This is a genomic window from Curtobacterium sp. NPDC087082 (genome assembly GCF_044745045.1).
GTDB lineage: Bacteria > Actinomycetota > Actinomycetes > Actinomycetales > Microbacteriaceae > Curtobacterium.
On the sequence record NZ_JBIUZN010000001.1, the window covers coordinates 1,003,076 to 1,029,666 of the forward strand.

The window sequence follows — 26,591 nt, forward strand, 5'->3', positions numbered from 1 at the left end:
GTGGGTATTTTGTTCACAACCAACACCCCCCGTTTGGGGGCGGGGTTTCGGGGGTTTCTTTGGGGGTGGGGTTGGGGGGGGGGGGGGGGGGGGGGGGCTAACCGGGGGGCGCCCGGGGGGGGGGGGGCCCCGGGGCCCCCCCGCCTCCTGGCGTTCCCGGCCCGGCTTGTCAGCCGACGCCGCTAGCATTGTCGGGTGGCAGTGAAGCAGGTGGACCCCATCGACGTCGTCCTGGTCGGGGGAGGGATCATGAGCGCCACCCTCGGCGCCATCATCCACCGGCTCGAACCCACCTGGAAGATCCGCGTCTACGAGCGCCTCGGTACCGTCGCGCAGGAGAGCTCGAACCCGTGGAACAACGCCGGGACGGGCCACTCCGCGCTCTGTGAGCTGAACTACACGCCGGAACTGTCGGACGGCCGTGTCGACATCAGCAAGGCCGTGACCGTCAACGAGCAGTTCCAGGTCTCGCGCCAGTTCTGGGCCCACCTCGTCGAGACCGGTGACCTGCCGGAACCGTCGAACTTCATCAACCCCACGCCGCACATCTCGTTCGTGTGGGGTGCCGACAACGTCGAGTACATGCGCAAGCGGTACGAGGCGATGCAGGACCACCCGCTCTTCGCCGGGCTCGAGTTCTCCGACGACCCGCAGCAGATCCGGAAGTGGGCGCCCGCGCTCATCCCGGGTCGGAAGAAGGACCAGCCGATCGCGGCGACCTACTCCGCCGCCGGGTCCGACGTGGACTTCGGGTCGCTCACCCGGCAGCTCTTCGACCAGCTCGAGATCGACGGTGTCGAGTTCGAGCCGTCGCACCAGGTCACGAAGCTCACGCGTTCGACCGTCAGCGAGGGCTGGGTGCTCGACGTCCGCAACGAGATCGGTCGGTCGACCCAGCGCATCGCGGCGAAGTTCGTCTTCGTCGGCGCCGGGGGCGGGGCCCTCCACCTGCTGCAGAAGTCCGGCATCCCGGAGATCCGCGGGTACGGCGGGTTCCCGGTCTCCGGCGAGTTCCTCCGCACCGACGACCCCGAGGTCGTGCAGAAGCACTCGGCGAAGGTCTACGGCAAGGCCAGCGTCGGTGCACCGCCGATGTCCGTCCCGCACCTCGACACCCGGATCGTCGACGGCAACGCCTCGCTCATGTTCGGGCCGTACGCGGGCTTCAGCCCGAAGTTCCTCAAGCAGGGCTCGCTCTTCGACCTCGTGAAGTCGATCCGGCCGCACAACCTCCGGCCGATGCTGAGCGTCGCGTTCTCCAACTTCGACCTCGTGCGCTACCTGATCGGGCAGCTCCTCGCCTCGAAGCAGACGAAGTTCGACGCCCTGCGCGACTTCATGCCGAGCGCCGAGCCGGGCAACTGGCACCGCATCACTGCCGGACAGCGCGTGCAGGTCATCAAGCCCGACAAGGACAAGGGCGGCGTCCTGCAGTTCGGCACCGAGGTCATCACCTCGGCCGACGGCTCGATCGCCGGCCTGCTCGGTGCGAGCCCGGGGGCGTCCACCGCGGTGCCGATCATGCTCGGCCTGCTCCGGAAGTGCTTCCCGGACCGCTGGGACCGCTGGGAAGCCGCGGTCCGCGTGATGGTGCCCACCTACGGGCAGGACCTCGGGTCCGACGCGGAGCTCGCCGACGCGACGCTCGAGCGCACGGCGAAGGTGCTCGGACTCCACCACTGAGCCGCTCCCGCTTGCGTGTCGTTCGAACGTGTGTTCGAATGACTGCATGCGGTGGAGTGGGCAGGCGATCGATGCCTCGCGGAGCGATGCGCTCCCCGGGCTCGAGTCGAACAGCGGGTTCGTCCGGAGCGTGACGACGCCGGAGTTCGCGGGTGTCACCTTCCACGAGGTCCTGGCCAAGAGCTCGCTGAACCGCGTCCCGAGCGCGGACGGCAGTGGGACGTACGGGTGGACGATCAACCCGTACCGGGGCTGCAGCCACGCGTGCGTGTACTGCTTCGCCCGCCCGACGCACACCTACCTCGAGTTCGACGGGGGAGCGGACTTCGACCAGCAGATCGTCGTGAAGACCAACGTGGCCGAGGTCCTGCACCGCGAGCTCACGAAGCCGAGCTGGGACCGCCACCCGGTCGCGCTCGGCACGAACACCGACCCGTACCAGCGGGCCGAGGGCAAGTACCGGCTGATGCCCGGTGTGATCCGCGCCCTGGCCGACTCGGGCACGCCGTTCAGCATCCTCACGAAGGGCACCCTGCTGCGCCGCGACATCCCGCTGCTGGTCGAGGCGGCGCGGTCGGTGCCGGTCGACCTGGCGATGTCGATCGCGGTCTACGACGACGAACTGCAGCAGCAGGTCGAGCCAGGCACCCCGACGACGGCGGCGCGCCTGGCGACGGTCCGGGCCATCCGTGACGCGGGCTTGACGTGCTCCGTGTTCCTCATGCCCGTCCTGCCGTACATCACCGACACCCGTGCCCACCTCGACGACGCCGTCGGGCGAGCCGCGGCGGCCGGGGCGTCGAGCGTCATGTACTCCGCACTCCACCTGCGTCCCGGCGTGAAGCCCTGGTGGTTCGCGTGGCTCCAGCGCACCCGGCCGGACCTCGTCGAGCGGTACCGGTCGATGTACCTCGACAACACCTTCGCGCCGAAGGACTACCGGCGCTGGTTGTCCGAGCGGGTCCGTCCGATCCTGCGCGCGCACGGCATGGGGCTCGGCCACGTCGATCCGGCGACCGGCTCGATGGGGTTCTCGAACCGGCTGAACGACCCGGGGACAGTGCCCGCGACGCCGGCGGGAGCGATCTCCGGACCGTCGCCGTTCGAGGAGCAGTCCCGTCCGACGTCCTCGCCGCTCAAGCGCGCCGACCCGGGGTTCGACCAGCGCCTGGTCCCACGCGCTGCACCGGTCGTGCCGACGCTCTTCTGACGGGCCTCGGGCACGAGGGCGTCGGTCCGCGTTCGGGGGACACCGGGAACACCCGTGTGCCGGTATCATCGAGCGGGTCGCCGATCACTCCGACAATCGGGGTACACGGTCGCACCAACCGTGGTTGGATCGTGGGCGGCGTTCCCCCACGTCCGGAAGGACCCCCACCCGTGCTCGGCATCCCCACGCACCTCGCTCCGCGAGTGAACGCGTGGTCGACCGTGCGGGCCTTCCACGCCGCGGCGATCGGTTCGCTCGCCGCCGCCGCGATCGCCCTGGTGCTCTACCGCCTGGCCGAACCGGACGTCCGGGTGATCGGTGCCGTGCTGGCGCTGGTCCCGATGCTCGGCATGATCGCCGTCCACGTGCAGTTCGGCACGTGGCGGTCGGCCGTCGCGTTCCTCGTCGTCGGCGGGGTGTGCGCGTGGTGGTTCGCCGTGGTCGTGCAGCGCGAGGTCCCCGCCGGGTGGGTCGCCTCGTACCTGCTCTCCCTGTCGATCATCCCGCTCGTGCTGGTCGGCGGTGCCGGCGCGGTCGCGGGGCGGGTGGCGCTGTGGTCGATCGCCGGGTTCCTGGTCGGTCGGGTCGCGACGTCGATCGCGATCGCGCAGGCGGGCGGTCCCACGCACCCCCTCGTGCTCGCGTGGGTGACGCTCGCGTTCGTCATCGCCCTCGTGCTCATCACGAGCCGCAACACCGCCCGCTCCGAGCGTGTGCAGCCCGAGCTGCTCCGTTCCGCGCGCGAGGAGCACGTCTCCGCGTACCGCGCCGGGGTCGAGGCCGAGGCGGCGGCCATCCTGCACGACACGGTCCTCAACCACCTCGGTGCGATCGCCCTCGCGCCCGACGGCCCGATGGACCCGCAGCTCGCCCGCACGGTCGAGGCGGACGTCGCGATGCTCACGGGCAAGGAGTGGCTCGCGCCGGGGGCCCGCCCGGCCCGCGCCGAACCCGGTGCCGCGGTGCGCGCGTTCGAGCAGATGGTCGACGACCACCGGGCGCTCGGACTCACGGTGACCGTCACCGGTGACCCCGCGGCCCTCGTCCGGTTGGACCAGGCGGCGATGACGGCGATCCTCCGTGCCGTCGGCCAGTGCCTGGCGAACGTCCGGAAGCACGCGGGCACCGACGCGGCCGAGGTGAGCGTGTTCGACGACGGGGTGGCGTGCACGGTCATGGTGGTCGACGACGGGCGCGGTTTCGACGAGTCCACGACGAGCCCCGACCGGATGGGCCTGCGCGGGTCCGTGCGGGAGCGGATCGGCCGGGTCGGCGGCGACGTCCAGGTGTGGTCGTCGCCGGGCTCGGGGACGAGTGTCATGATGTCCGTGCCGTACGGTGCGGTCACCGGGACGACCCCGGTGCCGAACGCCGGGTCCGAGGTCGGCCGGTGACGCGCCCCGGTCCCGCCCGCGACGCCGGCCGCACCGCGCAGCAGTACGACCCGCTCGGCGCGATGGGGTCCCGCCCGCTGGCGATCGTGCTCGGCGCCTGCGGCGTGCTGTGGGCGCTGTTCGTGTCCGTCTTCGACCGGGACGTCGTCGGCAGCCCCACACTGAGCGCCCTCACCGTGCTGCTCGTCGCGGCCTCCGGAGCGGTCGTGTTCGTCGCGTCGAGTCCGTTCCGCGCACCGTTCCCGCGCTGGGCCTTCGTGGTGCACGTGCTGCTCCTCGCCGCGGCGACGATCACGAGCGTCGCCGCCCAGTGGGGCCCGGACCGCAGCGCACTGAACGACTTCATGTCCCTGCTCGCCGCGACCGGCATCGTCATGACGGCACCGTACCGACCCTGGACGGACCTGGCCCTGGGCGGCCTGCTGCTCGCGGTCGTCACCGGGGTCTCGTGGGGCATCGTGGCATGGGCGTTCCCGCATCACGTCCCGATCGGCGTCGCGGCGTTCCTGGCGGCAGCGCCGACGCTCGTGCTCACCGCGGCCTCGGCGGTGTTCGCGTGGACGTTCGCCGGGCTCGCCGAGCGCGTGCAGATCCGTGCCGGGTCGTACTCGGTCGAGCGTGCGGAGCGCGACGGCATCGACGCCAGCGTGCAGCAGGACCGTTCGACGATCCTCGCCCGCGACGTCGCACCCTTCTTCGCCGAGCTCCGCACACGCGAGGTCATCACCGACGCCGACCGCGCCCGGGCCCGGTCGATCGCCGACGGCATCCGGCGCTCGATGGTGGCCGACGCCGACCGGACCTGGTTCGAGCAGGCCGTCCGCACCGACGGTGGCACCGACGCCGTCGTCGACGACCCCGACGGGCTCATCGCCACCCTCGACGCCGACCAGCGCACCGTCGTCCGGACGTTCCTGCGGGCCGCACTGCGTGCCTCCACGGTCGACCCCGCCGGGTTCCGCGCCACGATCCGACGGACGGGGACGGACGACGGGGCGGCCGGCGACGCGGACGGAGGGATAGGCGGCGACGAGCGGACCACCGCCACCGCGCAGCCGCCCGCGACGAGCCGCGGCGTGACCGTCGCGATCGACCTCGCCGTCGCCGATTCCGACGTCGGCATCCACCGCACCTTCGACCCCTACTTCGCGGTCCTCCGCGTGACGTTCCCCGATCTGGACGTCGCGGTCCGACCCTCCGCCCTCGCACTAAGGTTCTCGTATGACCAGCACTGACCCGAGCCGGATCACGGATGGTGCGCCCGCCGTCCCGAACCCGGGGACACGACGCGTGCGGCTGGCGATCCTCGACGACCACGAGGTGCTGTTGGACAGCCTGTCGAGCTGGATCGCGGTGAACGCGTTCGACTTCGACCTCGCGCTGACGGCCCACACGTGGCTCGAGATGGTGCACAGCGAGAACTTCCCGACCGACCTGGTGTTCCTCGACTTCCAGCTCAAGGAACCGGTCTCGATCGAGGCCCGCGTGCGCACCTGCCGTGCCGCCGGGGCCAAGGTCATCGTCCTGTCGAGCGTCGACAGCCGAGAGTCCCGCGACCGTGCGCTCGCCGCCGGCGCCGCCGCCTTCCTGTCGAAGTCGCTCCCCATGCGCGAGGTCATGGACGTCGCGCGCGAGATCATGGGCGTCGCGCGGGACACCCCGCCGCAGCGCGACTGGCGTCCGCTGCCGACCGGGGCGAACGCGCACCAGCGGCCGAAGCTCAGCCACGGCGAAGAGGAAGCGCTGCGCCTGTACGTGTCGGGCTACTCGACGAACGAGGTCGCCGCGCAGATGAACGTGCAGTACGAGACCGCGAAGACCTACCTGCGCCGCGTGCGCGAGAAGTACAGCAAGGTCGGCCGGCCCGCGTCCAAGAAGTCCGACCTCATCCGTCGTGCGGCCGAGGACGGGTTCCTCGCGTAGTGGCGAAGCTCTACTTCCGCTACGGCGCCATGAACAGCGGCAAGAGCACCGGGCTCCTGCAGGCGGCCTACAACTACGAGGAACGCGGTCACCGGGTGCTGCTCGCGAAGCCGTCGGTCGACACCAAGGGCGACCGTGAGATCGTCTCGCGGCTCGGGGTGACCCGCACCGTCGACATCGTGTTCACGCCCGACGCCGACGTCCGCGCGGCGGTCACCGAGGCCGGTGCCACCGACCCCGAGTCGGACCGGCTCGACGGCATGGTCCGGCCGGTCAGCTGCGTGCTCGTCGACGAGGCGCAGTTCCTCACGCCCCGCCAGGTCGACGACCTGCTGCGCATCGCCGTCCTCGACGAGGTGCCGGTCATCACGTACGGCATCCGGACGGACTTCCGCACCGAGGCGTTCCCCGGCAGCGCCCGCCTGCTCGAGGTCGCGCACTCGCTCGAGGAACTCAAGACGATCTGCCGCTGCGGCCGCAAGGCGGTCTTCAACGCCCGCAAGGTCGACGGACGGTTCGTCTTCGACGGATCGCAGGTCGCGATCGACGGCGTCGACGTCACCTACGAGTCGCTGTGCGCCAACTGCTACCTCACGGAGTCCGGCGGACGCCTCGACGGCGACTGACGGGTCCGCCGGCCCGCCTCGTGCAGACGCGACCGTCTGCCGGACTGGAGGCGCGGGTCGGCGCCGACCCGCGCCTCCAGGCCCGCACGCGGTGCGGAATGCACGTCGGCCGGGTGGCGTTGGCGACTGCATGAGCGACGCATCCGTGCACCTGTCCGTCCTCGACCTGGCGACCCGCGAGTACGGCCAGTCCAACACCGAAGCCCTGCAGGGCTCCATCGACATGGCGGTGCACGCCGAGAAGCTCGGCTACGAGCGCTTCTGGGTCGCCGAGCACCACGGCATGCCGGGGATCACGTCCTCCGCGCCGGCGGTGCTGCTCAGCGCCGTGGGTGCCGCGACATCCACCATCCGGATCGGTTCCGGCGGTGTCATGCTGCCGAACCACGCGCCGCTCGTCATCGCCGAGCAGTTCGGCACGCTCCGCGCGCTCTACGGCGACCGGGTCGACCTCGGCCTCGGGCGTGCCCCGGGCACCGACGGCGCGACCGCGATGGCGCTGCGCCGCACCGACCGGCTCGACGTCGACGACTTCCCCGACCGGTTGGCCGACCTGATCGGCTTCTTCACCGGGATGGACCCCGCGAACCCCCTCGCCAGGATCCAAGCGGTGCCGGGCTACGGCGACGTGCCGGAGTTCTGGCTGCTCGGGTCCTCCGGGTACAGCGCGCAGGTCGCCGGTGCCCTCGGTGTCTCGTTCGCCTTCGCGCACCACTTCGCGTCGGACAACACCGAGGCCGCGCTCGCGCTCTACCGTGACTCCTTCCGGCCGTCGCGCTTCCGGCAGACCCCGAACGCGCTGATCGGCGTGCAGGTCGTCACCGACGAGGACCCCGCCGTGATCGACGAGCAGAGTGCCCCGGGCATGATCTCGTTCATCCGGATGCGGCAGGGCGCGAAGCCCGAGCCGGTGTCCATGGAGGAGGCCCGCGCGTACGAGTTCAGCGACCTCGAGCGGCGGTTCATCCAGGCCCGGACCGAGCGTCAGGCGTACGGCACCGCGGACGAAGTCGCGGCGAAGATCAACGCTCTCGTGGCCTCGACCGGGGCGAACGGCGTGATCGTCGCGCCGGGTGCGGCCCAGGCACGGTACCGGCACCAGGCGCTCGACGTGGTGGCGGGGCTGCACGCGGAGGGCCGGCTCGTGGCTGCGGGGGAGGGCGCGTCGGTCTGACGCGCCCGCGGGTACCCGCGCGCGGCGACTTCGTGAGCAGAAGACGTCGGGTCGCCGCACGCCACCCGACCATTGCTGCTCACGAACGTGCGAGCGCCCCCGGCCGACACCCCACGCAAGGCAGAAGGCCCTGGTTCCGGAGAACCAGGGCCTTCTTCGTACTGTCTCAACACAGTGTCGGGGTGACAGGATTTGAACCTGCGACCTCCTCGTCCCGAACGAGGCGCGCTACCAAGCTGCGCCACACCCCGCGGTGTGGTCACTCCGTACCGGAGCAACCCCAGAAGTCTATCCGATGATCGGGGGTGGTCGTGACCATCCGGCGAACTCCCGGGCGCGTCGTGTTCAGTCCGTGCGGGCGGTCAGGGTGACCACGACGGCCTCGGGTCGGCAGGCGAAGCGGACCGGCGCGTAGATCGACGTGCCGAGGCCCGCAGAGACCTCGAGCCACGACCAGTGCCCACGGTGCTGCCACTTGTGCAGCCCGCTGACGTACCGACGCGGCAGGTCGCAGTTCGTGACGAGGGCACCCACGCCGGGGACCTGGACCTGTCCGCCGTGGGTGTGCCCGGCGAAGATGACGTCGGCGCCCTGGGTGACGAAGGCGTCGAGCACCCGGCGGTACGGCGCGTGGGTGATGCCGAGGGCGACGGGGGAGGGGCCGTCCTCGTCCTCCGACCAGGGCACGTCGCCGCGCATCTCGTCGACGTTGGTCGGCAGCAGGTCGAGTCGGTCCCAGTCGCGGTGGGCGTCGGACGTCCCGAAGAGCTCGAACCGCGACCCGCGGAGTTCGATGGCGTGTGCCTGGTCGTTCACGTCCAGCCAGCCGAGCGACTCGAAGAACGCCGTCTGCCGGTCGATGTCGAGCTCGACCGGGCGGGTGCCGTGCTTGTGGGTGCTCGGGCCGCCGAAGTACTTGAGCGGGTTGCGCGGCGTCGGCCCGAAGAAGTCGTTCGATCCGTACGCGAACGCGCCGGGGACGCCGCGGAACGGCTCGAGCGCGTACTCCACCGCAGCGTTGGCCGTGGGGTGCCCGAGGTTGTCGCCGGTGTTGACGATGAAGTCGGGCTCGACGAGGCTCAGGTCACGCAGCCACTGCTGCTTGTCGGCCTGCCACGGCGCCATGTGGATGTCGGACAGGTGCAGCACGGTGACGTCGCGCGACCCCGGCGGGAGCACCGGGATGGTCTCCCACCGGATGCCGAACCGACGTCGCTCGACGAGCGTGCCCCAGGCCGCCGACGCGGCACCGACGGCCGCGCCCGCTGCGATGACCCCCAGCGCAGCGCGACCGCGACTCACTTGCAGTCCTTGGGCGCCTTGCCGTTCTTGTCGCCGTAGAGGGTCAGCGTCACCGCGGAGTCCTTGCTCGCCGCGGCGTGCACGCCCGGGTCGACCGAGGCCACGCGGCACGTCTTGCCGGCGCCGCCCTTGACGTACGAGTCGGAGATGCTCACGTTCGAGAACCCGAGCTCGTTGAGCTTCGACCGCGCCGTGTCCAGCGTTGCTCCGGCGATCGCGGGCATGACGATCTGCGAGCCGTCGGAGGTGTAGACGGTGACGCTCGAACCGCTCGAGAGCAGCGAGTTGGCCGACGGCGAGGTCGACGAGACGGTGCCGGCCTTCGCGGAGCCCGGCTGCGCGCCGCCGTCCACGTAGGTGAACCCGGCGCCGGCGATCGCGGCCTTCGCCTCGGCAGCGGTCTTGCCGGTCACGTCCGGGACGGCCTTCGCGTTGCCGCGCAGGGCCGAGGACGACGGGTCCGTGAAGGCACCGGCCGGGTACAGCGCGTTCATCGGGGTCTGCGCCTGCCGCCAGACGTCCGCACGGGCGCTCGCGTAGGTGCCACTGACGCCGTTGCCGTAGTGACGGAGGTTGTTCTTGCCACCGTCGGTGTTGCCCTGCCAGTAGGCCGTGGCGACGCGGGTGCTCGACCCGACGAGCCAGATCTGGTCGGCGTCGTCGGTGGTGCCCGTCTTGCCGAACAGCTGGGTGCCGTCGTAGGTCTGGGCGCCGACCGCGGTACCGCCGGAGATCGTGCCCTTCATCGCGTAGACCGCGGTCTGCGCGACGGAGGGGTCGAGGACCTGCTTGCAGGCCTTCGGCTGGCCGCCGAGGCTCTTGCCCTCGGCGTTGGTGACGTTGTCGATCGCGATGGGCTCGCAGAAGGTGCCGTTGTTGGCGACGCCGGCGTACGCGGCGGCCATCGTCAGCGGCGCGATGTTGTTCGTGCCGAGGATGGACGACGGGTACGAGTTGAGCTCGGTCTTGTCGTCACCGGAGTGCACGCCGAGGTCCTGCGCGGTCTGCTTGATGTCGCAGAGGTCGAGCTTGGCGGCCATCGAGGCGAACGCCGCGTTCACCGACAGCGCGGTCGCACGGGCGACGGTGTAGTTGCCGTTCTCACCCGCGGAGTCGTTCTTCGGCGCCCAGTTCGTGTAGCTCGGTTCGCCACAGTGCTGCCAGACGGCGGTGTTGTGCGGCGTCCCGTTCACGGTCTCGTTGAGGCCGTGGCCGGCCTTGAGCCACTGCAGCAGCGTGAAGAGCTTGTAGGTCGACCCGACTTGGAAGCCGATGCCGCCGCCGTACTTCTTGTCGACGCTGTAGTTGATCGACGTCGACGTCGGCGGGGACTGCAGCGACTGGTCGTAGTCCTTGTTCTGCGCCATCGTCAGGATGCGACCCGTGCCGACCTCGACCGAGTCGAGCGCTGCGCCGAGCTTGAAGTTCGTCTCGGCCTTGTTGTCGTAGGTGTTGAGCACCTGCTTCTGCTGCGCGTTGGCGTCGATGTCGAGCGTCGTCTGGATCTTGTAGCCGCCGTTGCGCCAGGCGGCGTCGCGCTCCTTCTGGGTGGCGCCGAGCTGCGACATCTCCTTGACGACCTGCACGGCGTAGTCGCAGAAGAACTGCGAGCCGTCGCCGACCGAGGCCTTGCAGCCCTGGGACGGCTGCGTCAGGTGGACGTAGTCCTTCGGGTTCGACTTGACGGCTTCGTCGTACTCGGCCTTCGTCAGGTGCTTCTGCGCGTACATCGACTTGAGGATGACGTTGCGGCGAGCGACGTTGGCGTCGTAGTACTTCGGGTTCGACAGGTTGCGCGTGTTCGGCGACTGCACGATCGCGAGGATCGAGGCGGCCTCGGCCGGGGTCAGGTCGGTCGCGCTCTTGTTGTAGTAGTGCTGCGCGGCGGCCTGCACGCCGTAGGTCTGGTCGCCGAAGTACGCGATGTTGAGGTACCCGGTGAGGATCTCCTTGTGGGTGTACTTCTTCGCGAGCCCGATCGCGAGCTTCATCTCCTCGAGCTTGCGGGGGATGGTCTGCTCGACCGCATCGTTGTAGGCCTTGAGACGCTCTTCCGGAGTGGTGAGCTCGAGCGCCTGGTTCATCTTGATGTTGCGGACGAGCTGCATGGTCAGCGTCGACCCACCGCCCGACTCGCCGAGGCCGCCCGCGAGGGAGCCCACGCCCGCGCGCACGAGCGAGGTCATGTCGACGCCGCCGTGGTCGTAGAAGCGCTTGTCCTCGCCGTCGATCGCCGCGTTCTTCAGCTGGTCGCTGATCTGGTCGAACTTCAGCTCCTGACGGTTCTGGTCGTAGACCGTCGCGAAGTGCACGCTCTTGCCGCCCTGGTACGCGTACAGCTCGTTGCGCTGCGGGAGGTCACCGATCTCGATGTACTCCGGCAGGGACTCGAACACGCCGATCGTCGACGTCGTCGTGACACCGGCGACCGCGATGGCCGGGGTGACACCGATCGTGACGAGCAGACCGGCGAGCACGCTGAAACCGACGAAACCGACGAAGGCGCCGACTGCAGAGACGGGCTTGGTCCGCGAGGCAGACGTCTTCTGGGCAGACATAGGATGCAGCCTAAACGACACCGCCGACTGAAAGGCTGGCAAGGAACTCCATGACTCGCTGGGAATACCTCACGACCCCGTTGATCATCCACAACACCACCGCCATCCTCAACAACTTCGGTGACGAGGGGTGGGAACTCGTCCAGGTCGTCACCGGCCCCGAGGGCGGACTCGTCGCCTACCTGAAGCGCCCGAAGGCCGACGCATGACCGTCGCCGACCGGCTCGCCGAGCTCGGGCTGACCCTGCCGGCGGTCGCGGCCCCCGTCGCGGCCTACGTTCCCGCCGTCGTCACCGGCCGGTACGTCTACACGGCCGGTCAGCTGCCGTTCGTGGACGGTTCGCTGCCGGTCACCGGCAAGGTGGGCGGCACGGTCGACGCCGAGACCGCCACGGCCCAGGCGCGGGTGGCGGCACTCAACGCCCTCGCCGCCGTCGAGTCGGTCGCCGGTTCGCTCGACCGGGTCGCCCGGGTCGTCAAGGTCACGGTGTTCGTCGCGTCCGACGCGTCGTTCACCGGGCAGCCGGGTGTCGCGAACGGCGCATCGACGCTCGTCGGCGACGTGTTCGGCGACGCCGGCGTCCACGCGCGGAGCGCGGTGGGCGTCGCCGTGCTCCCGCTGGACGCGCCGGTCGAGGTCGAGCTGGTGGTGGAACTCACCGACTGACGGACCGTCAGCAGCGCACGTCACGCGAGCCGCGCCTCCAGTCCGATCGGACGGGAGGCGCGGCTCGCGTCGTTCCTGCTACATGAGTTCCGAGATGGTCGCCATGATCGTCGGGTCGGCCAGCGTGGTCGTGTCGCCGATGCGACGGCCCTCGGCCGCGTCGCGGAGCAGGCGACGCATGATCTTGCCGGAGCGTGTCTTCGGCAGCTCGGGCACGATCACCACCTGCCGGGGCTTCGCGATGGCGCCGATCCGCTTGCCCACCCAGTTCCGGAGCTCCGCGGCGGCGGACTCGCGGTCGACGTCGGCCGCCGCCTCCGACGTGAGGATGACGTAGGCCACGACCGCCTGCCCGGTGGTCTCGTCGGCGGCACCGACGACCGCGGCCTCGGCCACGCCCTCGTGCCCGACGAGGGCCGACTCGATCTCGGCCGTCGACAGGCGGTGTCCCGACACGTTCATGACGTCGTCGACCCGACCCTGGATCCAGATGTCGCCCTGGCCGTCGAGTCGGGCGCCGTCGCCTGCGAAGTACCGACCGGGGAAGCGTGACCAGTAGGTCTCGACGAAGCGGTCCGGGTCACCCCAGATGCCGCGCGCCATCGACGGCCACGGCTCGGTGATGGTGAGGTAGCCGCTCTCACCGGGGTCGGCGCGGTGGCCGTCGTCGTCGACGATCTCGGCGACGATGCCGGGCAGCGGTGTCTGGGCGGCTCCGGGCTTGAGCTTCGTGACGCCGGGCAGCGCGGAGATCATGATCGCGCCGGTCTCGGTCTGCCACCACGTGTCGACGATGGGCGTGCGGTCGTGGCCGATGACCTGGCGGTACCAGTTCCACGCCTCGGGGTTGATCGGTTCGCCGACGCTGCCGAGCAGGCGGAGCGTCTCGAGGCTGCGGGCCTCCGGGACCGCGCGGCCGGCCTTCATCGCGGCGCGGACCGCGGTCGGCGCGGTGTAGAGGACCGTGACGCCGTACGCGTCGACGATGTCCCACCAGCGGCCGGGCTTCGGCTCGTCCGGGGTGCCCTCGTAGAGCACCTGCGTGACGCCGTTCGCGAGGGGGCCGTAGACGACGTAGGAGTGCCCGGTGATCCAGCCGATGTCGGCGGTGCACCAGTAGACGTCCTTCTCCGGGTGCATGTCGAACACGTTCTTGTGCGTGTACGCCGCCTGGGTCAGGTACCCGCCGGAGGTGTGCACGATGCCCTTCGGCTTCCCGGTCGTGCCCGAGGTGTAGAGGATGAAGAGGGGCGTCTCGGCGAGGAAGGCCTGCGCCTCGTGGGTGGGGTCCGCCTTCGCCAGTTCGTCGTGCCACCAGAGGTCGCGCTCGTTCCAGGCGATGTCGTTGCCGCCGCGCTTGACGACGAGGACGTGCTCGACGCTGTCGGTGCCCTCGCCCTCGAGTGCCTCGTCGACCGCGGGCTTGAGTGCTGAGACCGTGCCACGGCGCCAGCCGCCGTCGGCCGTGACGACGAGCTTCGCGCCGGCGTCCTCGATGCGGGCGCGGAGGCTCTCGGCGCTGAAGCCACCGAACACGACCGAGTGCACGGCGCCGATGCGGGCGACGGCGAGCATCGTGACGACGGCCTCGGGGATGAGGGGGAGGTAGACGACGACACGGTCGCCCTGCCCGACGCCGAGGTCGGTGAGCATGTTCGCGGCGCGCTGCACGTCGGCGGTCAGCTCGGCGTAGGTGATGCGTCGGGTGTCCCCGGGAGCGCCCTCGAAGTGGATCGCCACCCGGTCGCCGTTGCCCGCGCGGACGTGCCGATCGAGGCAGTTCTCGGCGACGTTGAGCGCGCCGTCGGCGAACCACTTCGCGAACGGGGCTCCGGACCAGTCGAGGGTCTGGGTGAACGGCGTCCGCCAGTCGAGGAGCGCGCGGGACTGGTCCGCCCAGAACGCCTCGCGGTCGGCGGAGGCGGCCTCGTGCAGGTCCTCGTGCGCGACGGCGTCGGCGACGAACTCCGGCGACGGGGGGAACGTGGCGTCGCGGCCTGCGTCCGGGGTGTCCGGGCTGCCGGGGGCTCCGTCGTTGCGGGGGTCGGTCTGGGTCGGAGCGGACATCGATGTCCTTTCGCGTCGTTGCGGCAGGGGTGCAGTCGGAGACTACCCCTCGGCATGGGCGCGGGTCGGCGGCTGCGTGTGCGGCCGTGGCGGTCCTGTTCGCTCTGGGCGTGCACCGCGGCACGCCCAGAAGTCGATCCGGGGGTTGCTTCCCGAGGCCGATCATGGGGTACAGTAGTTCCCGCTGGACTCGTTTCCGGCGGCAACGGTTCGGATTCCCCCCAATCCACCGATGTCAAGGCGGCACCTGTTCCCCCCAACCGGTGCCGCCTCTTCTCGTTTCCGGGCCGGTTCGTGCCACGGTCGGCCGCGCTCGGAGTCGGCGACACGCGTCGATCCGCGCGGGCATGCCGAAGCGTGGACAGACCTGTCCATGCTCCTGCATGGAACGGCGCGCCAGGTTGTTCGACACGTGTTGCACAACCGAACTCGGTCCCGCTCGGTGGGCAGTGGCGTGCGGGTGTTCCGGCGCTGGGACACCGAGTGGGGTACGGCATTGCGTGCCGGGGTACAAAACGGTCCGTTGCTCGCCGAGCGGGCAGCTCTCCACAGAAGGTGCAGTGGACCGCCGAACGGCGACGGCCGATCCCTACTCTCTGGTCGCATGCACCGACACCGTGCCGACGCCCCGTTCTTGCCCGGCGCCACGCGACCGATCCGGAGTCGGGACGTCGTCGTCGCCGCCGAGTTCGAGGAGCTCGCCGCGCTCGTCGGCGACGCGGGCGTCACCGACGTGCTCGTGGTCGGCGGCCGCGGGACGTGGGTCGACCGGGGGCGCGGGCTCGAACGAGCCGGACCCGAGCTGCCCGAACGGCGGGTGCGGGAACTCGCGACCGAACTCGTGGCACGGGGCGGGCGGCACGTCGACGAGACCACGCCCTGCGTCGACGTGCGCCACGGCGACGGCATCCGCGTGCACGTCGTGCTCGCACCCGTCTCGGTCGGCGGGACCGCGGTCTCGATCCGTCTCCCCGCGCCGACCCGGCCGACCCTGCAGTCGCTCGAGGCGCTCGGAGCGTTCGCGCGCGTCCCTCGGTCGGTCCTCGAGCGCGCGGTCGACGAGCGCCGCAACGTGCTCGTCACCGGCGCGACCGGGAGCGGCAAGACCACCATGCTCGCCGCGATGCTGGCGGCTGTCCCGCCCGACGAGCGGATCGTCACCGTCGAGGACGTCGCCGAACTCCGGATCGACCACCCGCACGTCGTCACGCTCGAGGCCCGGCAGGCGAACGCCGAGGGCGCCGGTGCGCTCGGCCTCGACCGGCTCGTCCGCGAAGCGCTCCGCATGCGACCCGACCGCATCGTCGTCGGGGAGTGCCGGGGCGCCGAGGTCCGCGAGCTCCTCTCCGCCCTGAACACCGGGCACGACGGGGGAGCGGGGACGGTGCACGCCAACGGGATCGCCGACGTGGCGGCACGGCTCGAGGCACTCGGTGCGCTCGCCGGGCTCGGGCCGGAGGCGCTCGCCCGACAGACGGTCAGTGCGCTCGACCTGGTGGTGCACGTCGAGCGGCACGCGGGTCGGCGGCGGTTGGGCGCGGTGGGTGCGTTCCGTGTCGGTCCGGACGGGAGGCTCGTGGTCCGTCCGGTGGACCGGTCGCGGTGAGACGGTCGGTGCGCTCACCGCACGCGGCCCTCGACCCAGCGGCGGCGGCCCGGACGCTGGACCGGGTCGCGACGCTCGTCGCCGCCGGCGTCCCGCCCACCCGGGCGTGGGCACTGGTGGGCGGCTTCCCGCAGGACGCCGGTCCCGCGTGGCAGGACGTCGCCGCCGTGCTCCGCGTCGCCGAACACACCGGGGCGCCGTCGGCGGGTACCGTCCGCGCACTCGCCGGAGCGCTCCGGCGGTCGGCGGCATCGGACCGCGCCGTCCTCGTGGCACTCGCCGGCCCACGAGCGAGCGCCCGGGTGGTGCTCGCGCTGCCGCTGCTCGGCATCGCGCTCGGGTCGACCTGGGGATCGGGTGCCGTCCAGGTGCTCGTGGCGTCGCCGGTCGGCTGGACCTGCGTCGTCCTCTCCACCGTGCTCGTCGTGCTGGGGCGGGCGTGGACCGCGCGCCTCGTCCGTGCGGTGACGCCCGACGGGCACCTGCCGGGCGTGCTGCTCGACGCGTGGGCGGTCGCGGTGTCGGGTGGTGGGTCGTGGGCGGACGGGGGAGCGGCCGTGCGGACCGCCTTCGCCGACCGACCGTGCCGTGCTGCGGACGGCGAACACCTCCGGGAGGTCCTCGCACTCGCGCAGCGTGCCGGGGTCCCGGCGGCGTCGCTCCTCCGGGCGGCTGCCGAGGACGTCCGCGACGACGTCGCTGCCGCGGGCCTCGCCGCCGCGGAACGACTCGCGGTCCGGCTCGTCCTGCCGCTCGGGGTGTGCGTCCTCCCCGCGTTCGTCCTCGTCGGGGTCGTCCCGGTGGTGGTCGGTGTCCTCTCCTCCACCGTCGTCGACGTCGGGTGATCCTCCACAGATCCGGTGACCGGTCCCGTGCCGAGGGCGGCCCGCGGCGAGGCTGGTCGCATCGCATCGCATCGCATCGCATCGCATCAGGAAGGACAGTCACATGACCGACTCACCCAGCACGCACCGCCAGCACCTCGGCGCCCGACTCCGGCGACGACTCGACGACGACCGGGGATCGGCGACGGCCGAGTACGCGGTCGTGATCCTCGCCGCCGTCGCGTTCGCCGGGGTCCTCGTCGCCGTGATGCGCTCCGGAGAAGTGCAGAGCATCCTCACGGAACTCGTCCGTGGTGCCCTGTCCCTCTGACCCGTACGCGGCTGACCCGCGCCCGGCGGCGGACGGGGAGCGCGGCACCGTGAGCGTCGAGTTCGCGGTCGTGCTCCCCGTCGTGGCCCTCGTCCTGACCTCGCTCGTCGCCGCGGTGCTCGTCGTCGACGGCCTCGGACGCCTCCAGCTCGCGGCGGCCACGGCGGCACGAGCGTTCGGTCGCGGGGACGACGACGCCGGGCGCGCCGCACTCGAGCACCTCGCACCCGGGGCCGGCATGACGGTGCACCGCGACGGTGGTGTCGTCTGCGTCCGGGCAGCACGAGGGGCCGCGGGGCCGTTCGACGCCGTCCCGCTCCGTGCCACCGGCTGCGCTGCGGAGGACGGACGGTGAACGAGCGCGGGTCCGCCACGGTCCTCCTCTCGGCGGTGGTCGGCATCGTCCTCGTCGTCCTGACGGCGGCGCTCGCCGGAGCCGGACTGCGCGTGGCCACGATCCGCGCCCAGGCCGCTGCCGACGCCTCGGCGCTCGCCGCCGCGGCGGCCCTCGTCGGGCTCGTCCCGGGCGAACCCTGCTCCGTCGCGACGCGCGTGGCGGCGCGGAACCAGGCAGCCGTCGACACCTGCGGGACGGCTGCCTCCGCCGCCCGGGTCCGGGTCGTCGTCGGCGGCGGACCGTTCGCCGTGGGCGCAGTCGCAGTCGCCGGTCCGGCGGACGACCAGCCCGAACACTATGTGTATGGTGTGCCTGTCGGCCCCCGGTCATCGGTGCCCCGGTCGACCCGGACGCGCTCGTCGTCCAGGGCCGACGCGCACCATCGATCAAGGAGACACGTGCCAGGCACGAAGAAGCTCGTCATCGTCGAGAGCCCCGCGAAGGCCAAGACGATCGCGCAATACCTCGGTGACGGATACGAGGTCCAGGCGTCCGTCGGACACATCCGGGACCTCGTCGAGCCCAAGAACCTGCCGGCGGAGCTCAAGAAGGGCTCGCTCGGCAAGTTCTCGGTGGACGTCGACAACGGCTTCGAGCCCTACTACGTCGTCTCGGACGCGAAGAAGAAGACCGTCTCCGAGCTGAAGCGTGCGCTCAAGGAAGCCGACGAGCTCTACCTCGCAACTGATGAGGACCGCGAAGGCGAGGCCATCGCGTGGCACCTGCTGCAGGTCCTCAAGCCCAAGGTGCCGGTCAAGCGCATGGTCTTCCACGAGATCACGAAGGAGGCGATCCAGCGCGCGCAGGAAGCCACCCGTGAGCTCGACACCGCGCTCGTCGACGCGCAGGAGACCCGCCGCATCCTCGACCGTCTCTACGGGTACGAGGTCTCGCCCGTGCTGTGGCGCAAGATCGGTCCGGGGCTCTCGGCCGGTCGCGTGCAGTCCGCTGCCACACGTCTCGTCGTCGACCGTGAGCGCGAACGCCTCGCGTTCGTGTCCGCCAACTACTGGGACCTCAGCGCGCGCTTCGAGAAGGAGGGCGACGCCGCCTTCACCGCTCGACTCGCGCGGGTCCAGGGGACCCGGGTCGCCTCCGGTCGTGACTTCGACGACCGCGGTGCCCTGAAGGGCGAGGCTGTCCGCCTCGACGAAGCCGCCGCGGCCGCGCTCACCACCGTGCTCGAGCGTGCCGGTGACGCCACCGTCCGCAGCGTCGAGTCGAAGCCCTACACGCGCCGCCCGGCAGCGCCGTTCACGACGTCGACCATGCAGCAGGAAGCGGCGCGCAAGCTCCGCCTCTCGCCGCGGCAGACCGCCCGTGCGGCGCAGACGCTGTACGAGAACGGCTACATCACCTACATCCGTACGGACTCGGTCAACCTGTCGAAGCAGGCGCTCGACGCCGCTCGCAAGCAGGCAGCGGACCTCTACGGCGCCGCGACCGTGCCGGACAAGCCGCGCGTCTACGCGAGCAAGAGCAAGAACGCGCAGGAAGCGCACGAGGCGATCCGCCCCGCCGGCGACACGTTCCGCACCCCGTCGCAGCTCGAGGGGACGCTGACCGGTGTCGAGTGGCGCCTCTACGACCTCATCTGGAAGCGCACCATCGCGTCGCAGATGGCGGACGCCAAGGGCTCCACTGCGTCGATCGTGCTCGGCATCTCCTCCGGGGAGTCCGTCGAGGGCATCCCGGCCACGGCGAACGGCACCGACGCCGAGTTCACGGCGTCCGGCACGGTCATCACCTTCCGCGGGTTCCTCAACGCCTACGAAGAGGGCAAGGACGAGGACCGCCACGAGTCCTCGGACCGCTCGGGCAACGACGTGGCGCTGCCGGACGTCAAGGAAGGCGAGCACCTCGCCGTCGACGACGTCGTCGCGAAGGGGCACGACACCACCCCACCGCCGCGCTACACCGAGGCGAGCCTGATCAAGACGCTCGAAGACCTCGACATCGGTCGCCCGTCGACCTTCCCGACGATCAGCCCGACGATCATCGACCGCGGCTACGTGTCGCTGCGCGGGACCCAGCTCGTGCCGAACTGGATCGCGTTCAGCGTGGTCCGGCTGCTCGAGGAGTACTTCGGTGACCTCGTGCAGTACCAGTTCACGGCCGACATGGAAGCCGACCTCGACCGGATCGCGAACGGCGACGCCGACCGGGTCGACTGGCTCAAGGAGTTCTACTTCGGTGGTGGCGACCAGCGCGGGCTCCGCACGGTCATCGACAACCTCGGCGAGATCGATGCGCGCGAGATCAACTCCGTCGAACTGGCGCCGGGGCTGACCCTCCGCATCGGTCGCTACGGCCCCTACATCGAGGTGCCGAGCGACGACCCCGAGAAGCCCCGTCGCGTCAACGTGCCCGAGGACCTCGCTCCCGACGAGCTCACCGCCGAGAAGGCCCGCGAGCTCGTGGACGCCCCGGTGCTCGGTGACCGCGTCGTCGGCATCAACCCCGAGACCGGAAAAGAGGTCCTCGCGAAGGACGGCCGGTTCGGTCCGTACGTGACCGAGCGCACCCCGGAGCCGGAACCCGCGGTCGACGCCGCGACGGGCGAGGTGCTCGACGCGCAGGCCACGCCGGCCGCCGCCGAGGCGGAGCCCGCAGCCAAGACCACCGCGAAGGGTGCCGCGAAGAAGGCACCGGCGAAGAAGACCACGAAGAAGCCCGCGGCGCCCAAGGAGCGCACGGCGTCCCTCTTCAAGTCGATGGACCCGCAGACGGTCGACCTCGAGACGGCGCTGAAGCTGCTCGACCTGCCGCGGGTCGTCGGCAAGGACCCCGAGTCCGGCGACGACATCACCGCGCAGAACGGCCGCTACGGTCCGTACCTCAAGAAGGGCACGGACACCCGGACCCTGCCGGGCGAGGACGCGATCTTCGACATCGACCTCCCCGGTGCGCTCGAGCTCTTCGCCCAGCCCAAGTACGGCGGCCGCCGCTCGGCGAGCGCAGCGCTCAAGGAGTTCGACGCCGACCCGGTGTCCGGCAAGCCGATCAAGATGAAGGACGGCCGGTTCGGTCCGTACGTCACGGACGGCGAGACCAACGCGACGATCCCGCGCGGCGAGGACGTCGAGGCCGTCGACCACGCCCGCGCCGTGCAGCTCATCGCGGACAAGCGTGCAAAGGGACCGGTGAAGAAGAAGGCACCGGCGCGGAAGCCGGCGGCCAAGAAGAAGTGACCGGCCGGTTCATCACGCTCGAGGGCGGCGACGGTGCGGGCAAGACGACGCAGGCGGAGCTGCTGACCGACTGGCTCGAGGAGCACGGCCGGACCGTGGTACGCACCCGTGAGCCGGGCGGCACCGACCTCGGCACGCGGATCCGCGAGATCGTCCTGCACGAGCGCGGCCACGTCGCGCCTCGGGCCGAGGCCCTGCTCTACGCGGCCGATCGCGCGCACCACGTCGAGACCCTCGTCCGCCCCGCCATCGCTCGCGGCGACGTGGTGCTGCAGGACCGGTACATCGACTCCTCGGTGGCGTACCAGGGGGTCGCGCGCGGCCTCGGCGCCGAGCACATCCGTTCGGTGTCGGACTGGGCGTCGGACGGGCTCACGCCGGACCGCACGATCCTGCTCGACCTCGACGTCACCGTCGGGCGTGCGCGGGTGGCCGCGGCGCGCGGCGACACCTTCGACCGACTCGAGTCCGAGGCCGAGACGTTCCACGAGACGGTCCGCCAGGCGTTCCTCGACATGGCCGCCGCCGAGCCCGAGCGCTTCCTCGTCGTGGACGCGTCCGCCCCGGCCACGGACGTCCAGCGCGCGATCCGTGCCGCGGTCGCTCCACTGGTCGGGGTCGTCGAGGGATGACGGTGGCGGCTGGCAGGATGATCCCGTGAGCGTGTGGGACGGCCTGACAGGGCAAGAGGAAGCGGTCGCGTCGCTCCGCAACGCGGCCGAGTCGCCCGACGGCACCGGTGGCATGACGCACTCGTGGCTGATCACCGGGCCCCCCGGCTCCGGCCGGTCGAACGTCGCGTCCGCCTTCGCCGCCGCACTCGTCGGCAACGGTCCGGACGACGACCACACGCTCCAGCAGATCACCGCGAAGACCCACCCCGACGTCTCGGTCCTGACCACGCAGCGGGTCATCATCACCATCGACGAGATCCGGCAGCTCGTCACGTCGTCGCACTACTCGCCCTCCGTCGGCCGGTACCGCGTGGTGATCATCGAGGACGCGGACCGCATGACGGAACGCACGTCGAACCTGCTCCTCAAGGCGCTCGAGGAACCGCCGGAGCGCACCGTGTGGATTCTCTGCGCCCCGAGCGAGGCCGACCTGCTGCCGACGATCCGGTCGCGCGTGCGGTCGGTCCGCCTCCGCGTGCCGGGCATCGAGTCCGTCGCAGACCTGCTCGTCGCGCGGACCGGTGTGGACCGCGTCCTCGCGATGGACGCCGCACGCCAGGCGCAGAGCCACATCGGCATGGCACAGCGTCTCGCCACCAGCGAGGACGCCCGCGACCGTCGACGCCGCACGCTGAGCACGGTACTCGGCGTCCGGACCGTCGGAGACGCCGTGATGGCCGCCGCCGACCTGCTCGCCGTCGCCGACGAGGACGCCAAGGCGATCACACAGCAGCGCGACGCCGAGGAACGTGACGCCGCGATGCGCTCGCTCGGCATCGAGCCCGGCGGCACGATCCCGCCGGCACTCCGTTCGCAGCTGCGCCTGCTCGAGGAAGACCAGAAGCGTCGGGCGACGCGGAGCCTCCGGGACGGGCTGGACCGGATCCTCGTGGACGTCTCGTCGCTGTACCGTGACCTGTTGCTGCTCGGGCTCGGGGCGCCGGCAGAACCGGTGAACCTCGCGATGCGGGAACAGCTCGACCACGCGCTGCAGTCGGTGCCCCCGGCCGCTGCGCTCGAGGTGCTCGACGCCATCGCGCTCGCTCGGCAGCGCATCGCCGCGAACGTGGCGGCGCTCCTCGCGCTCGAGGCGCTGCTCGTCACCATCGCCCGCGCGCGCCGCTGACCCGCGCCCTGGGCGGGACCACCTGCCCGAGGTGAGACGCAGGACGCGCTCGCACCGCGCCTCCAGGCCGTCCGGAACCGCACCCTGTGACGTTCCCCATCCGCCCGCGCCCCCGCGCATGGGACAATCACCGCATGTCCGACGCAGAACCCGGCCTGCGCGAGCGGAAGCGCCGCGCCACCCGACTCGCGATCCAGCAGGCCGCGCTCCGCATCGCGATCGAGGAGGGGCTCGCGGCGGTGACGGTCGACGAGATCTCGCGGCGTGCGGACGTGTCGCCGCGGACGTTCTTCAACTACTTCCCGAACAAGGAAGGCGCGATCCTCGGCGACGATCCCACGCTGCCGGACGACGACACCCTCGCGGACTTCGTGGCCGGTGGGCCGACGGGGGACCTGCTCGCCGACCTCGGGGCGTTGCTCGTGCACTCGACGCGCGAACTCATCGAGGAGCGTGGGCTGATCGAGGAGCGGCAGCAGGTGCTCCGCGCCGCGCCGGAGCTCTTCAGTCGGCGGATGGAGTCGATGAAGGAGTTCCAGGTGGCGATCGAGGGGGCCATCGTGGCGCGCTTCGCGGCGGCTGCGGACGGAGCTCCGGACGCCTCCGGAGAGCCCCCGGAGCGGCGTCGTCGGGCGCGGCTGGCATCCCTCGTGGCGTTGGCTGCGCTGCGGCACGCGTGGTGGGAGTGGTCGGACGCGGGGTCGGACACCCACCTCGTCGACGAGCTCGAACGGTCGTTCGCCGACCTCGACGCGCTCGTTTCGCGTTCGCTCGTCTGAACCTGTATAGTCGTGTCCCGTGCCGCTCCGGCAACGGAGCGTCCGCCGCCTTAGCTCAGTCGGCAGAGCGATTCACTCGTAATGAATAGGTCGTCGGTTCGATTCCGACAGGCGGCTCCGAGAAGCCCCGGTCAGACAGTGTCTGACCGGGGCTTTCTGCTTCGCGGGCCGGGCGCCGGGCCCGAGCCGGGCCGGGCGCCTGCGCGCCCGGCCCGCCCCGGCCTCAGGGCAGGTAGTACGTCGGGTTCGGCAGCTTCACGCTCCGGTCCGCCGACCCACCGAGCAGGTCGCTGTACTGGTCGCCGAAGTTCGCCACCACGTCGTACCGCCCACCCGAGCGCGACTCGATGTGCGCACGGGTCTGCGACTTGTACTCGACGGTGGTGCACTTCGCGGTGGCGCAGGTGATGTACGACGGCTGCTGCGAGGCCCCGACGCCGGTCCACTTCGTGTAGTACGTCTGCGTGCCGCGCTGCGTCGCCGCGAACTGCGGGTACCCGACCTTCTGCAGGTTCTCGATCGTGGCGGTCTTCTGGTCGTCGTTGCGCCCGGTGAGCCCGATGATCGTGCAGCCGGAGCGCTGGGCGATCGACACGAGCGAGGTCATCGACGGGGTGGCGGGGAAGCGCTCGTCCTGCACCCACTCGTCCTGGCGGGCGGGATCGAACACGAAGTGCATGTCGGCGACCTCCATGTCGTAGGTCCACAGGGTGGTGTCGTCGGCGTCGAGCACGATGGCGGGGTTGCGGTGGAGCTTCCGGCCGACGGCGCACTGGGCGGCGACGACGGGAGCCTGCTTCCGGACGATGGAGCGCATCTCGCGGATGTAGGGCGAGTCGGTGCGGTTGGCGAGGCCGGTGCCGGGGTCGCCGTAGTACGTCGCGATGGTCGACTTCACGGAGTCGATGTTCGGGATGCCCTCGCCGCTCTGGGTGGCGCCGGAGGATCCGTCGGCGGCCATCGTGAAGTGCGTGCGCGGCGTCAGGCGCGGCTCGGACACGCCGGGCAGGTCGGCCGAGGGCAGGTAGTAGGTCGGGTTCGGCAGCTTCACGGAGCGGTCGGCGTACCCGCCCTGCAGGTCGCTCCACTGGTCACCGACGTTGAGCGTGATGTCGTAGCCGAGGTCCTGCTCGATGTGCTTCCGCGTGAGCGCCTTGTACTCGACGGTCGTGCACTTCGCCGTGGCACAGGTGATGTACGACGGCTGCTGGGACGCACCGACTCCGGTCCACTTCGTGAAGAAGCGGTCCTGGGCGAACGCGGTGTAGCCGACCTTCGACAGGTTCTGGACGGTGGCGGCCTTCTGGTCGTCGTTCCGACCGGTGAGTCCGAAGACCGTGAACCCGAGCGACTGCGCCCGGTTCACGAAGCCGACCATCGACGGCGTCGCGGGGAAGCGCTCGTCCTGCACCCACTCGTCCTGGCGGGCCGGGTCGAACACGAAGTGCATGTCCGCGACCTCCATGTCGTAGGTCCACAGCGTCGTGTCGTCGGCGTCGAGGACGATCGCGGGCTTCTCGCCGCGACGGACCGCGGCGTCGTGGATGCGCTGCAGCTGGGCGCTCTGCCGGTCGACGATGGACCGCATCTCGCGGATGTACGGGGAGTCGGTGCGGTTCGCGAGCCCGGTGCCGGGGTCGCCGTAGTACGTCGCGATGGTCTTCTTGACCGAGTCGATGTTCGGGACGCCCTCGCCCCCCTGGCTCGCGCCGGAGGAACCGTCGGCCGCCATCGTGAACTGCGTCCGGGGCTGCAGTCCCGCGTCGGCCGAGTGTCCCGGCGGTGCCCAGCCGTGTCCGGGCGATCCCCAGCCGTGCGCGGTCGCCGGGGTGACACCGACGAGGGTCGAGGTGATGACGATGGCCGCGCTCGTGGCGACGACGGACAGGACGGATCGGCGCATGGAGGACCTGATCGCTTTCTGCTGGGGGAGCGGCCGTCGGACGCGACCGCTGGACCCCCGTTCAGGGGGTGCAGCAGCACGCTAGCTGGCAATCACCAGTGCAGTCCATACCAAAGTGCTGCGGGTGGACAGCGGTGTGCCGGGCACGGCCCCTGGTAGACAGGTCCCATGACGGTTCGCTGGGGAGTCATCGGTACGGGCGGCATCGCACGGTCCTTCGTGGGCGACTGCACGGCCGCGGGGGTCGAGTTCGTCGCGGTCGGCAGCCGGACGCTCGCGAGCGCCGAGACGTTCGCGGCCGAGTTCGGGATCCCGCGGGCGCACGGCTCCTACGAGGACCTCGTCGCCGACGACGGCGTCGACGCCGTGTACGTCGCGACACCGCACTCGCGGCACGCGGCGGACGCACTGCTCGCCATCGAGGCCGGCAAGCACGTCCTCGTCGAGAAGGCCTTCACGATCACGGCGGACGAAGCCCGCCTGGTGGTCGACGCCGCCCGGCGCGCCGACGTCGCCGTCATGGAGGCGATGTGGACGCGCTTCCTCCCGCAGATGTCGATGATCCGCGAGCTCGTGGCCGAGGGCCGCATCGGGCGGGTCCGGCTCGTCGAGGCGACCCACCACCAGGCGCTGCCGTCCGACCCGGCACACCGGTTGAACGACCCGGCGCTCGGCGGTGGTGCGATGCTCGACCTCGGCATCTACCCGATCTCCTTCGCGGTCGACGTCCTCGGTGTGCCCACGTCGGTCGTCGCCGCGGGCACCCTGAGCGAGCAGGGCGTCGACACCCAGATGGGCCTGGTGCTGACGCACGAGGGCGGGACGCAGTCGATGCTCCACTTCGGGCTCGACCTCCGCAGTCCGAACACCGCCTCGGTCATCGGCGAGGACGGCCGCATCGACCTGGACTCGACGTGGTTCACGCCGACGACCTGGCGGCTCCGCGACCGCGACGGGAACGTCGTCGAGGAGTTCGACGGGCGCGAGGAACTCACCGGCTACGCGCACGAGGTCCGCGCGTTCGAGTCGATGGTCGAGTCCGGCACCCACGAGGGCGGCCCGATGGACCCCGAGGAGACCGTCGCGATCATGGCCCTCATGGACGAGGCTCGCCGACAGGTCGGCGTCCGGTACCCGGCCGACGGCTGACGGCCGA

The 26,591-nt window shown here is 71.1% G+C and carries 22 protein-coding genes and 2 tRNA genes; 19 read left to right on the plus strand and 5 right to left on the minus strand.

Annotated elements, in window-relative coordinates; all coding sequences use genetic code 11:
- Positions 1-195: 195 nt before the first annotated feature.
- The 7 genes from ACIPEP_RS04800 to ACIPEP_RS04830 all read left to right on the plus strand — a co-directional run bounded on the left by ACIPEP_RS04800 (position 196) and on the right by ACIPEP_RS04830 (position 8,010).
- Positions 196-1,683 (plus strand): malate:quinone oxidoreductase, encoded by a 1,488-nt coding sequence (locus ACIPEP_RS04800; protein ID WP_308061379.1) that lies wholly within the window; start codon positions 196-198, stop codon positions 1,681-1,683.
- 46 nt (positions 1,684-1,729) lie between these two features.
- Positions 1,730-2,893 carry an Rv2578c family radical SAM protein gene (locus tag ACIPEP_RS04805; protein WP_402716636.1) on the plus strand — a complete coding sequence of 388 codons (1,164 nt, stop codon included), beginning with the start codon at positions 1,730-1,732 and terminating at the stop codon, positions 2,891-2,893.
- Between the two features lie 170 nt (positions 2,894-3,063).
- Entirely contained in the window at positions 3,064-4,287 is a 1,224-nt protein-coding gene (locus ACIPEP_RS04810) for a sensor histidine kinase (protein WP_070418406.1), read from the plus strand.
- Positions 4,284-5,522 carry a hypothetical protein gene (locus ACIPEP_RS04815; RefSeq protein ID WP_402716637.1) on the plus strand — a complete coding sequence of 413 codons (1,239 nt, stop codon included), beginning with the start codon at positions 4,284-4,286 and terminating at the stop codon, positions 5,520-5,522. Before ACIPEP_RS04810 ends, ACIPEP_RS04815 begins: the two co-directional genes overlap by 4 nt.
- On the plus strand, positions 5,509-6,210 hold the full coding sequence (locus ACIPEP_RS04820) for a response regulator transcription factor (RefSeq protein WP_229086463.1): 702 nt from the start codon (positions 5,509-5,511) through the stop codon (positions 6,208-6,210). Before ACIPEP_RS04815 ends, ACIPEP_RS04820 begins: the two co-directional genes overlap by 14 nt.
- Positions 6,210-6,836, plus strand: coding sequence for a thymidine kinase (locus ACIPEP_RS04825; RefSeq protein ID WP_071295952.1), 627 nt, complete (start codon positions 6,210-6,212; stop codon positions 6,834-6,836). The genes ACIPEP_RS04820 and ACIPEP_RS04825 overlap by 1 nt, the downstream gene beginning before the upstream one ends.
- A gap of 130 nt (positions 6,837-6,966) precedes the next feature.
- Positions 6,967-8,010 (plus strand): LLM class flavin-dependent oxidoreductase, encoded by a 1,044-nt coding sequence (locus ACIPEP_RS04830; protein ID WP_261647349.1) that lies wholly within the window; start codon positions 6,967-6,969, stop codon positions 8,008-8,010.
- A 177-nt stretch (positions 8,011-8,187) separates the two neighbouring features.
- On the opposite strand, the gene ACIPEP_RS04835 is transcribed toward ACIPEP_RS04830, so the two are convergent.
- The 3 genes from ACIPEP_RS04835 to ACIPEP_RS04845 form a co-directional block, all read right to left on the minus strand.
- Positions 8,188-8,261: transfer RNA gene (locus tag ACIPEP_RS04835), tRNA-Pro, on the minus strand.
- A 94-nt stretch (positions 8,262-8,355) separates the two neighbouring features.
- The gene (locus ACIPEP_RS04840; protein ID WP_402716638.1) at positions 8,356-9,312 is read right to left on the minus strand and encodes a metallophosphoesterase; all 957 of its coding nucleotides are present in this window, start codon (positions 9,310-9,312) and stop codon (positions 8,356-8,358) included.
- Complete coding sequence (locus ACIPEP_RS04845) at positions 9,309-11,870, minus strand: transglycosylase domain-containing protein (protein WP_070418411.1); 2,562 nt, start codon at positions 11,868-11,870, stop codon at positions 9,309-9,311. The genes ACIPEP_RS04840 and ACIPEP_RS04845 overlap by 4 nt, the downstream gene beginning before the upstream one ends.
- A 50-nt stretch (positions 11,871-11,920) precedes the next feature.
- Here ACIPEP_RS04845 and ACIPEP_RS04850 point away from each other — a divergent pair, with 50 nt between their 5' ends.
- The gene (locus ACIPEP_RS04850; RefSeq protein WP_022907077.1) at positions 11,921-12,079 is read left to right on the plus strand and encodes a hypothetical protein; all 159 of its coding nucleotides are present in this window, start codon (positions 11,921-11,923) and stop codon (positions 12,077-12,079) included.
- On the plus strand, positions 12,076-12,537 hold the full coding sequence (locus ACIPEP_RS04855) for a RidA family protein (protein ID WP_071302627.1): 462 nt from the start codon (positions 12,076-12,078) through the stop codon (positions 12,535-12,537). The genes ACIPEP_RS04850 and ACIPEP_RS04855 overlap by 4 nt, the downstream gene beginning before the upstream one ends.
- Before the next feature lie 78 nt (positions 12,538-12,615).
- Here ACIPEP_RS04855 and acs read toward each other — a convergent pair whose 3' ends face one another.
- Positions 12,616-14,604 (minus strand): acetate--CoA ligase, encoded by a 1,989-nt coding sequence (gene acs / locus ACIPEP_RS04860; RefSeq protein WP_402716639.1) that lies wholly within the window; start codon positions 14,602-14,604, stop codon positions 12,616-12,618.
- A gap of 604 nt (positions 14,605-15,208) precedes the next feature.
- Here acs and ACIPEP_RS04865 point away from each other — a divergent pair.
- From ACIPEP_RS04865 to ACIPEP_RS04905, 9 genes are all read left to right on the plus strand, one after another.
- On the plus strand, positions 15,209-16,210 hold the full coding sequence (locus tag ACIPEP_RS04865; protein WP_402716640.1) for a TadA family conjugal transfer-associated ATPase: 1,002 nt from the start codon (positions 15,209-15,211) through the stop codon (positions 16,208-16,210).
- Between the two features lie 8 nt (positions 16,211-16,218).
- A complete protein-coding gene (locus tag ACIPEP_RS04870) occupies positions 16,219-17,055 on the plus strand; it encodes a type II secretion system F family protein (protein ID WP_402716641.1) in 837 nt (278 codons plus the stop codon).
- A 103-nt stretch (positions 17,056-17,158) separates the two neighbouring features.
- On the plus strand, positions 17,159-17,365 hold the full coding sequence (locus tag ACIPEP_RS04875; RefSeq protein WP_092386419.1) for a DUF4244 domain-containing protein: 207 nt from the start codon (positions 17,159-17,161) through the stop codon (positions 17,363-17,365).
- Between the two features lie 49 nt (positions 17,366-17,414).
- Positions 17,415-17,720, plus strand: coding sequence for a TadE family type IV pilus minor pilin (locus ACIPEP_RS04880; protein ID WP_092386421.1), 306 nt, complete (start codon positions 17,415-17,417; stop codon positions 17,718-17,720).
- Positions 17,721-18,160: 440 nt separating this feature from the next.
- Complete coding sequence (gene topA, locus ACIPEP_RS04885; RefSeq protein WP_402716692.1) at positions 18,161-20,953, plus strand: type I DNA topoisomerase; 2,793 nt, start codon at positions 18,161-18,163, stop codon at positions 20,951-20,953.
- On the plus strand, positions 20,950-21,585 hold the full coding sequence (gene tmk / locus ACIPEP_RS04890; RefSeq protein WP_402716642.1) for a dTMP kinase: 636 nt from the start codon (positions 20,950-20,952) through the stop codon (positions 21,583-21,585). The genes topA and tmk overlap by 4 nt, the downstream gene beginning before the upstream one ends.
- A 25-nt stretch (positions 21,586-21,610) precedes the next feature.
- Positions 21,611-22,753 carry a DNA polymerase III subunit delta' gene (locus ACIPEP_RS04895; RefSeq protein WP_070418418.1) on the plus strand — a complete coding sequence of 381 codons (1,143 nt, stop codon included), beginning with the start codon at positions 21,611-21,613 and terminating at the stop codon, positions 22,751-22,753.
- A gap of 134 nt (positions 22,754-22,887) precedes the next feature.
- A complete protein-coding gene (locus ACIPEP_RS04900; RefSeq protein ID WP_402716643.1) occupies positions 22,888-23,532 on the plus strand; it encodes a TetR/AcrR family transcriptional regulator in 645 nt (214 codons plus the stop codon).
- Between the two features lie 44 nt (positions 23,533-23,576).
- Positions 23,577-23,649 (plus strand) — tRNA-Thr (locus ACIPEP_RS04905).
- Between the two features lie 106 nt (positions 23,650-23,755).
- Here ACIPEP_RS04905 and ACIPEP_RS04910 read toward each other — a convergent pair.
- Entirely contained in the window at positions 23,756-25,435 is a 1,680-nt protein-coding gene (locus ACIPEP_RS04910) for an HAD family acid phosphatase (protein ID WP_402716644.1), read from the minus strand.
- 168 nt (positions 25,436-25,603) lie between these two features.
- Between ACIPEP_RS04910 and ACIPEP_RS04915 the strand changes: the two genes are divergently transcribed.
- Positions 25,604-26,584 carry a Gfo/Idh/MocA family protein gene (locus tag ACIPEP_RS04915; RefSeq protein ID WP_070418420.1) on the plus strand — a complete coding sequence of 327 codons (981 nt, stop codon included), beginning with the start codon at positions 25,604-25,606 and terminating at the stop codon, positions 26,582-26,584.
- The last annotated feature ends 7 nt before the right edge of the window (positions 26,585-26,591 follow it).

Coding starts and splice junctions, on each gene's coding strand:
- ACIPEP_RS04805 (WP_402716636.1), top strand. CDS start 1,730: ATGCGGTGGAGTGGGCAGGCGATCGATGCCTCGCGGAGCGATGCGCTC.
- ACIPEP_RS04820 (WP_229086463.1), top strand. CDS start 5,509: ATGACCAGCACTGACCCGAGCCGGATCACGGATGGTGCGCCCGCCGTC.
- ACIPEP_RS04830 (WP_261647349.1), top strand. CDS start 6,967: ATGAGCGACGCATCCGTGCACCTGTCCGTCCTCGACCTGGCGACCCGC.
- ACIPEP_RS04845 (WP_070418411.1), bottom strand. CDS start 11,870: ATGTCTGCCCAGAAGACGTCTGCCTCGCGGACCAAGCCCGTCTCTGCA.
- ACIPEP_RS04850 (WP_022907077.1), top strand. CDS start 11,921: ATGACTCGCTGGGAATACCTCACGACCCCGTTGATCATCCACAACACC.
- ACIPEP_RS04855 (WP_071302627.1), top strand. CDS start 12,076: ATGACCGTCGCCGACCGGCTCGCCGAGCTCGGGCTGACCCTGCCGGCG.
- acs (WP_402716639.1), bottom strand. CDS start 14,604: ATGTCCGCTCCGACCCAGACCGACCCCCGCAACGACGGAGCCCCCGGC.
- ACIPEP_RS04865 (WP_402716640.1), top strand. CDS start 15,209: ATGCACCGACACCGTGCCGACGCCCCGTTCTTGCCCGGCGCCACGCGA.
- ACIPEP_RS04875 (WP_092386419.1), top strand. CDS start 17,159: ATGACCGACTCACCCAGCACGCACCGCCAGCACCTCGGCGCCCGACTC.
- ACIPEP_RS04900 (WP_402716643.1), top strand. CDS start 22,888: ATGTCCGACGCAGAACCCGGCCTGCGCGAGCGGAAGCGCCGCGCCACC.
- ACIPEP_RS04910 (WP_402716644.1), bottom strand. CDS start 25,435: ATGCGCCGATCCGTCCTGTCCGTCGTCGCCACGAGCGCGGCCATCGTC.
- ACIPEP_RS04915 (WP_070418420.1), top strand. CDS start 25,604: ATGACGGTTCGCTGGGGAGTCATCGGTACGGGCGGCATCGCACGGTCC.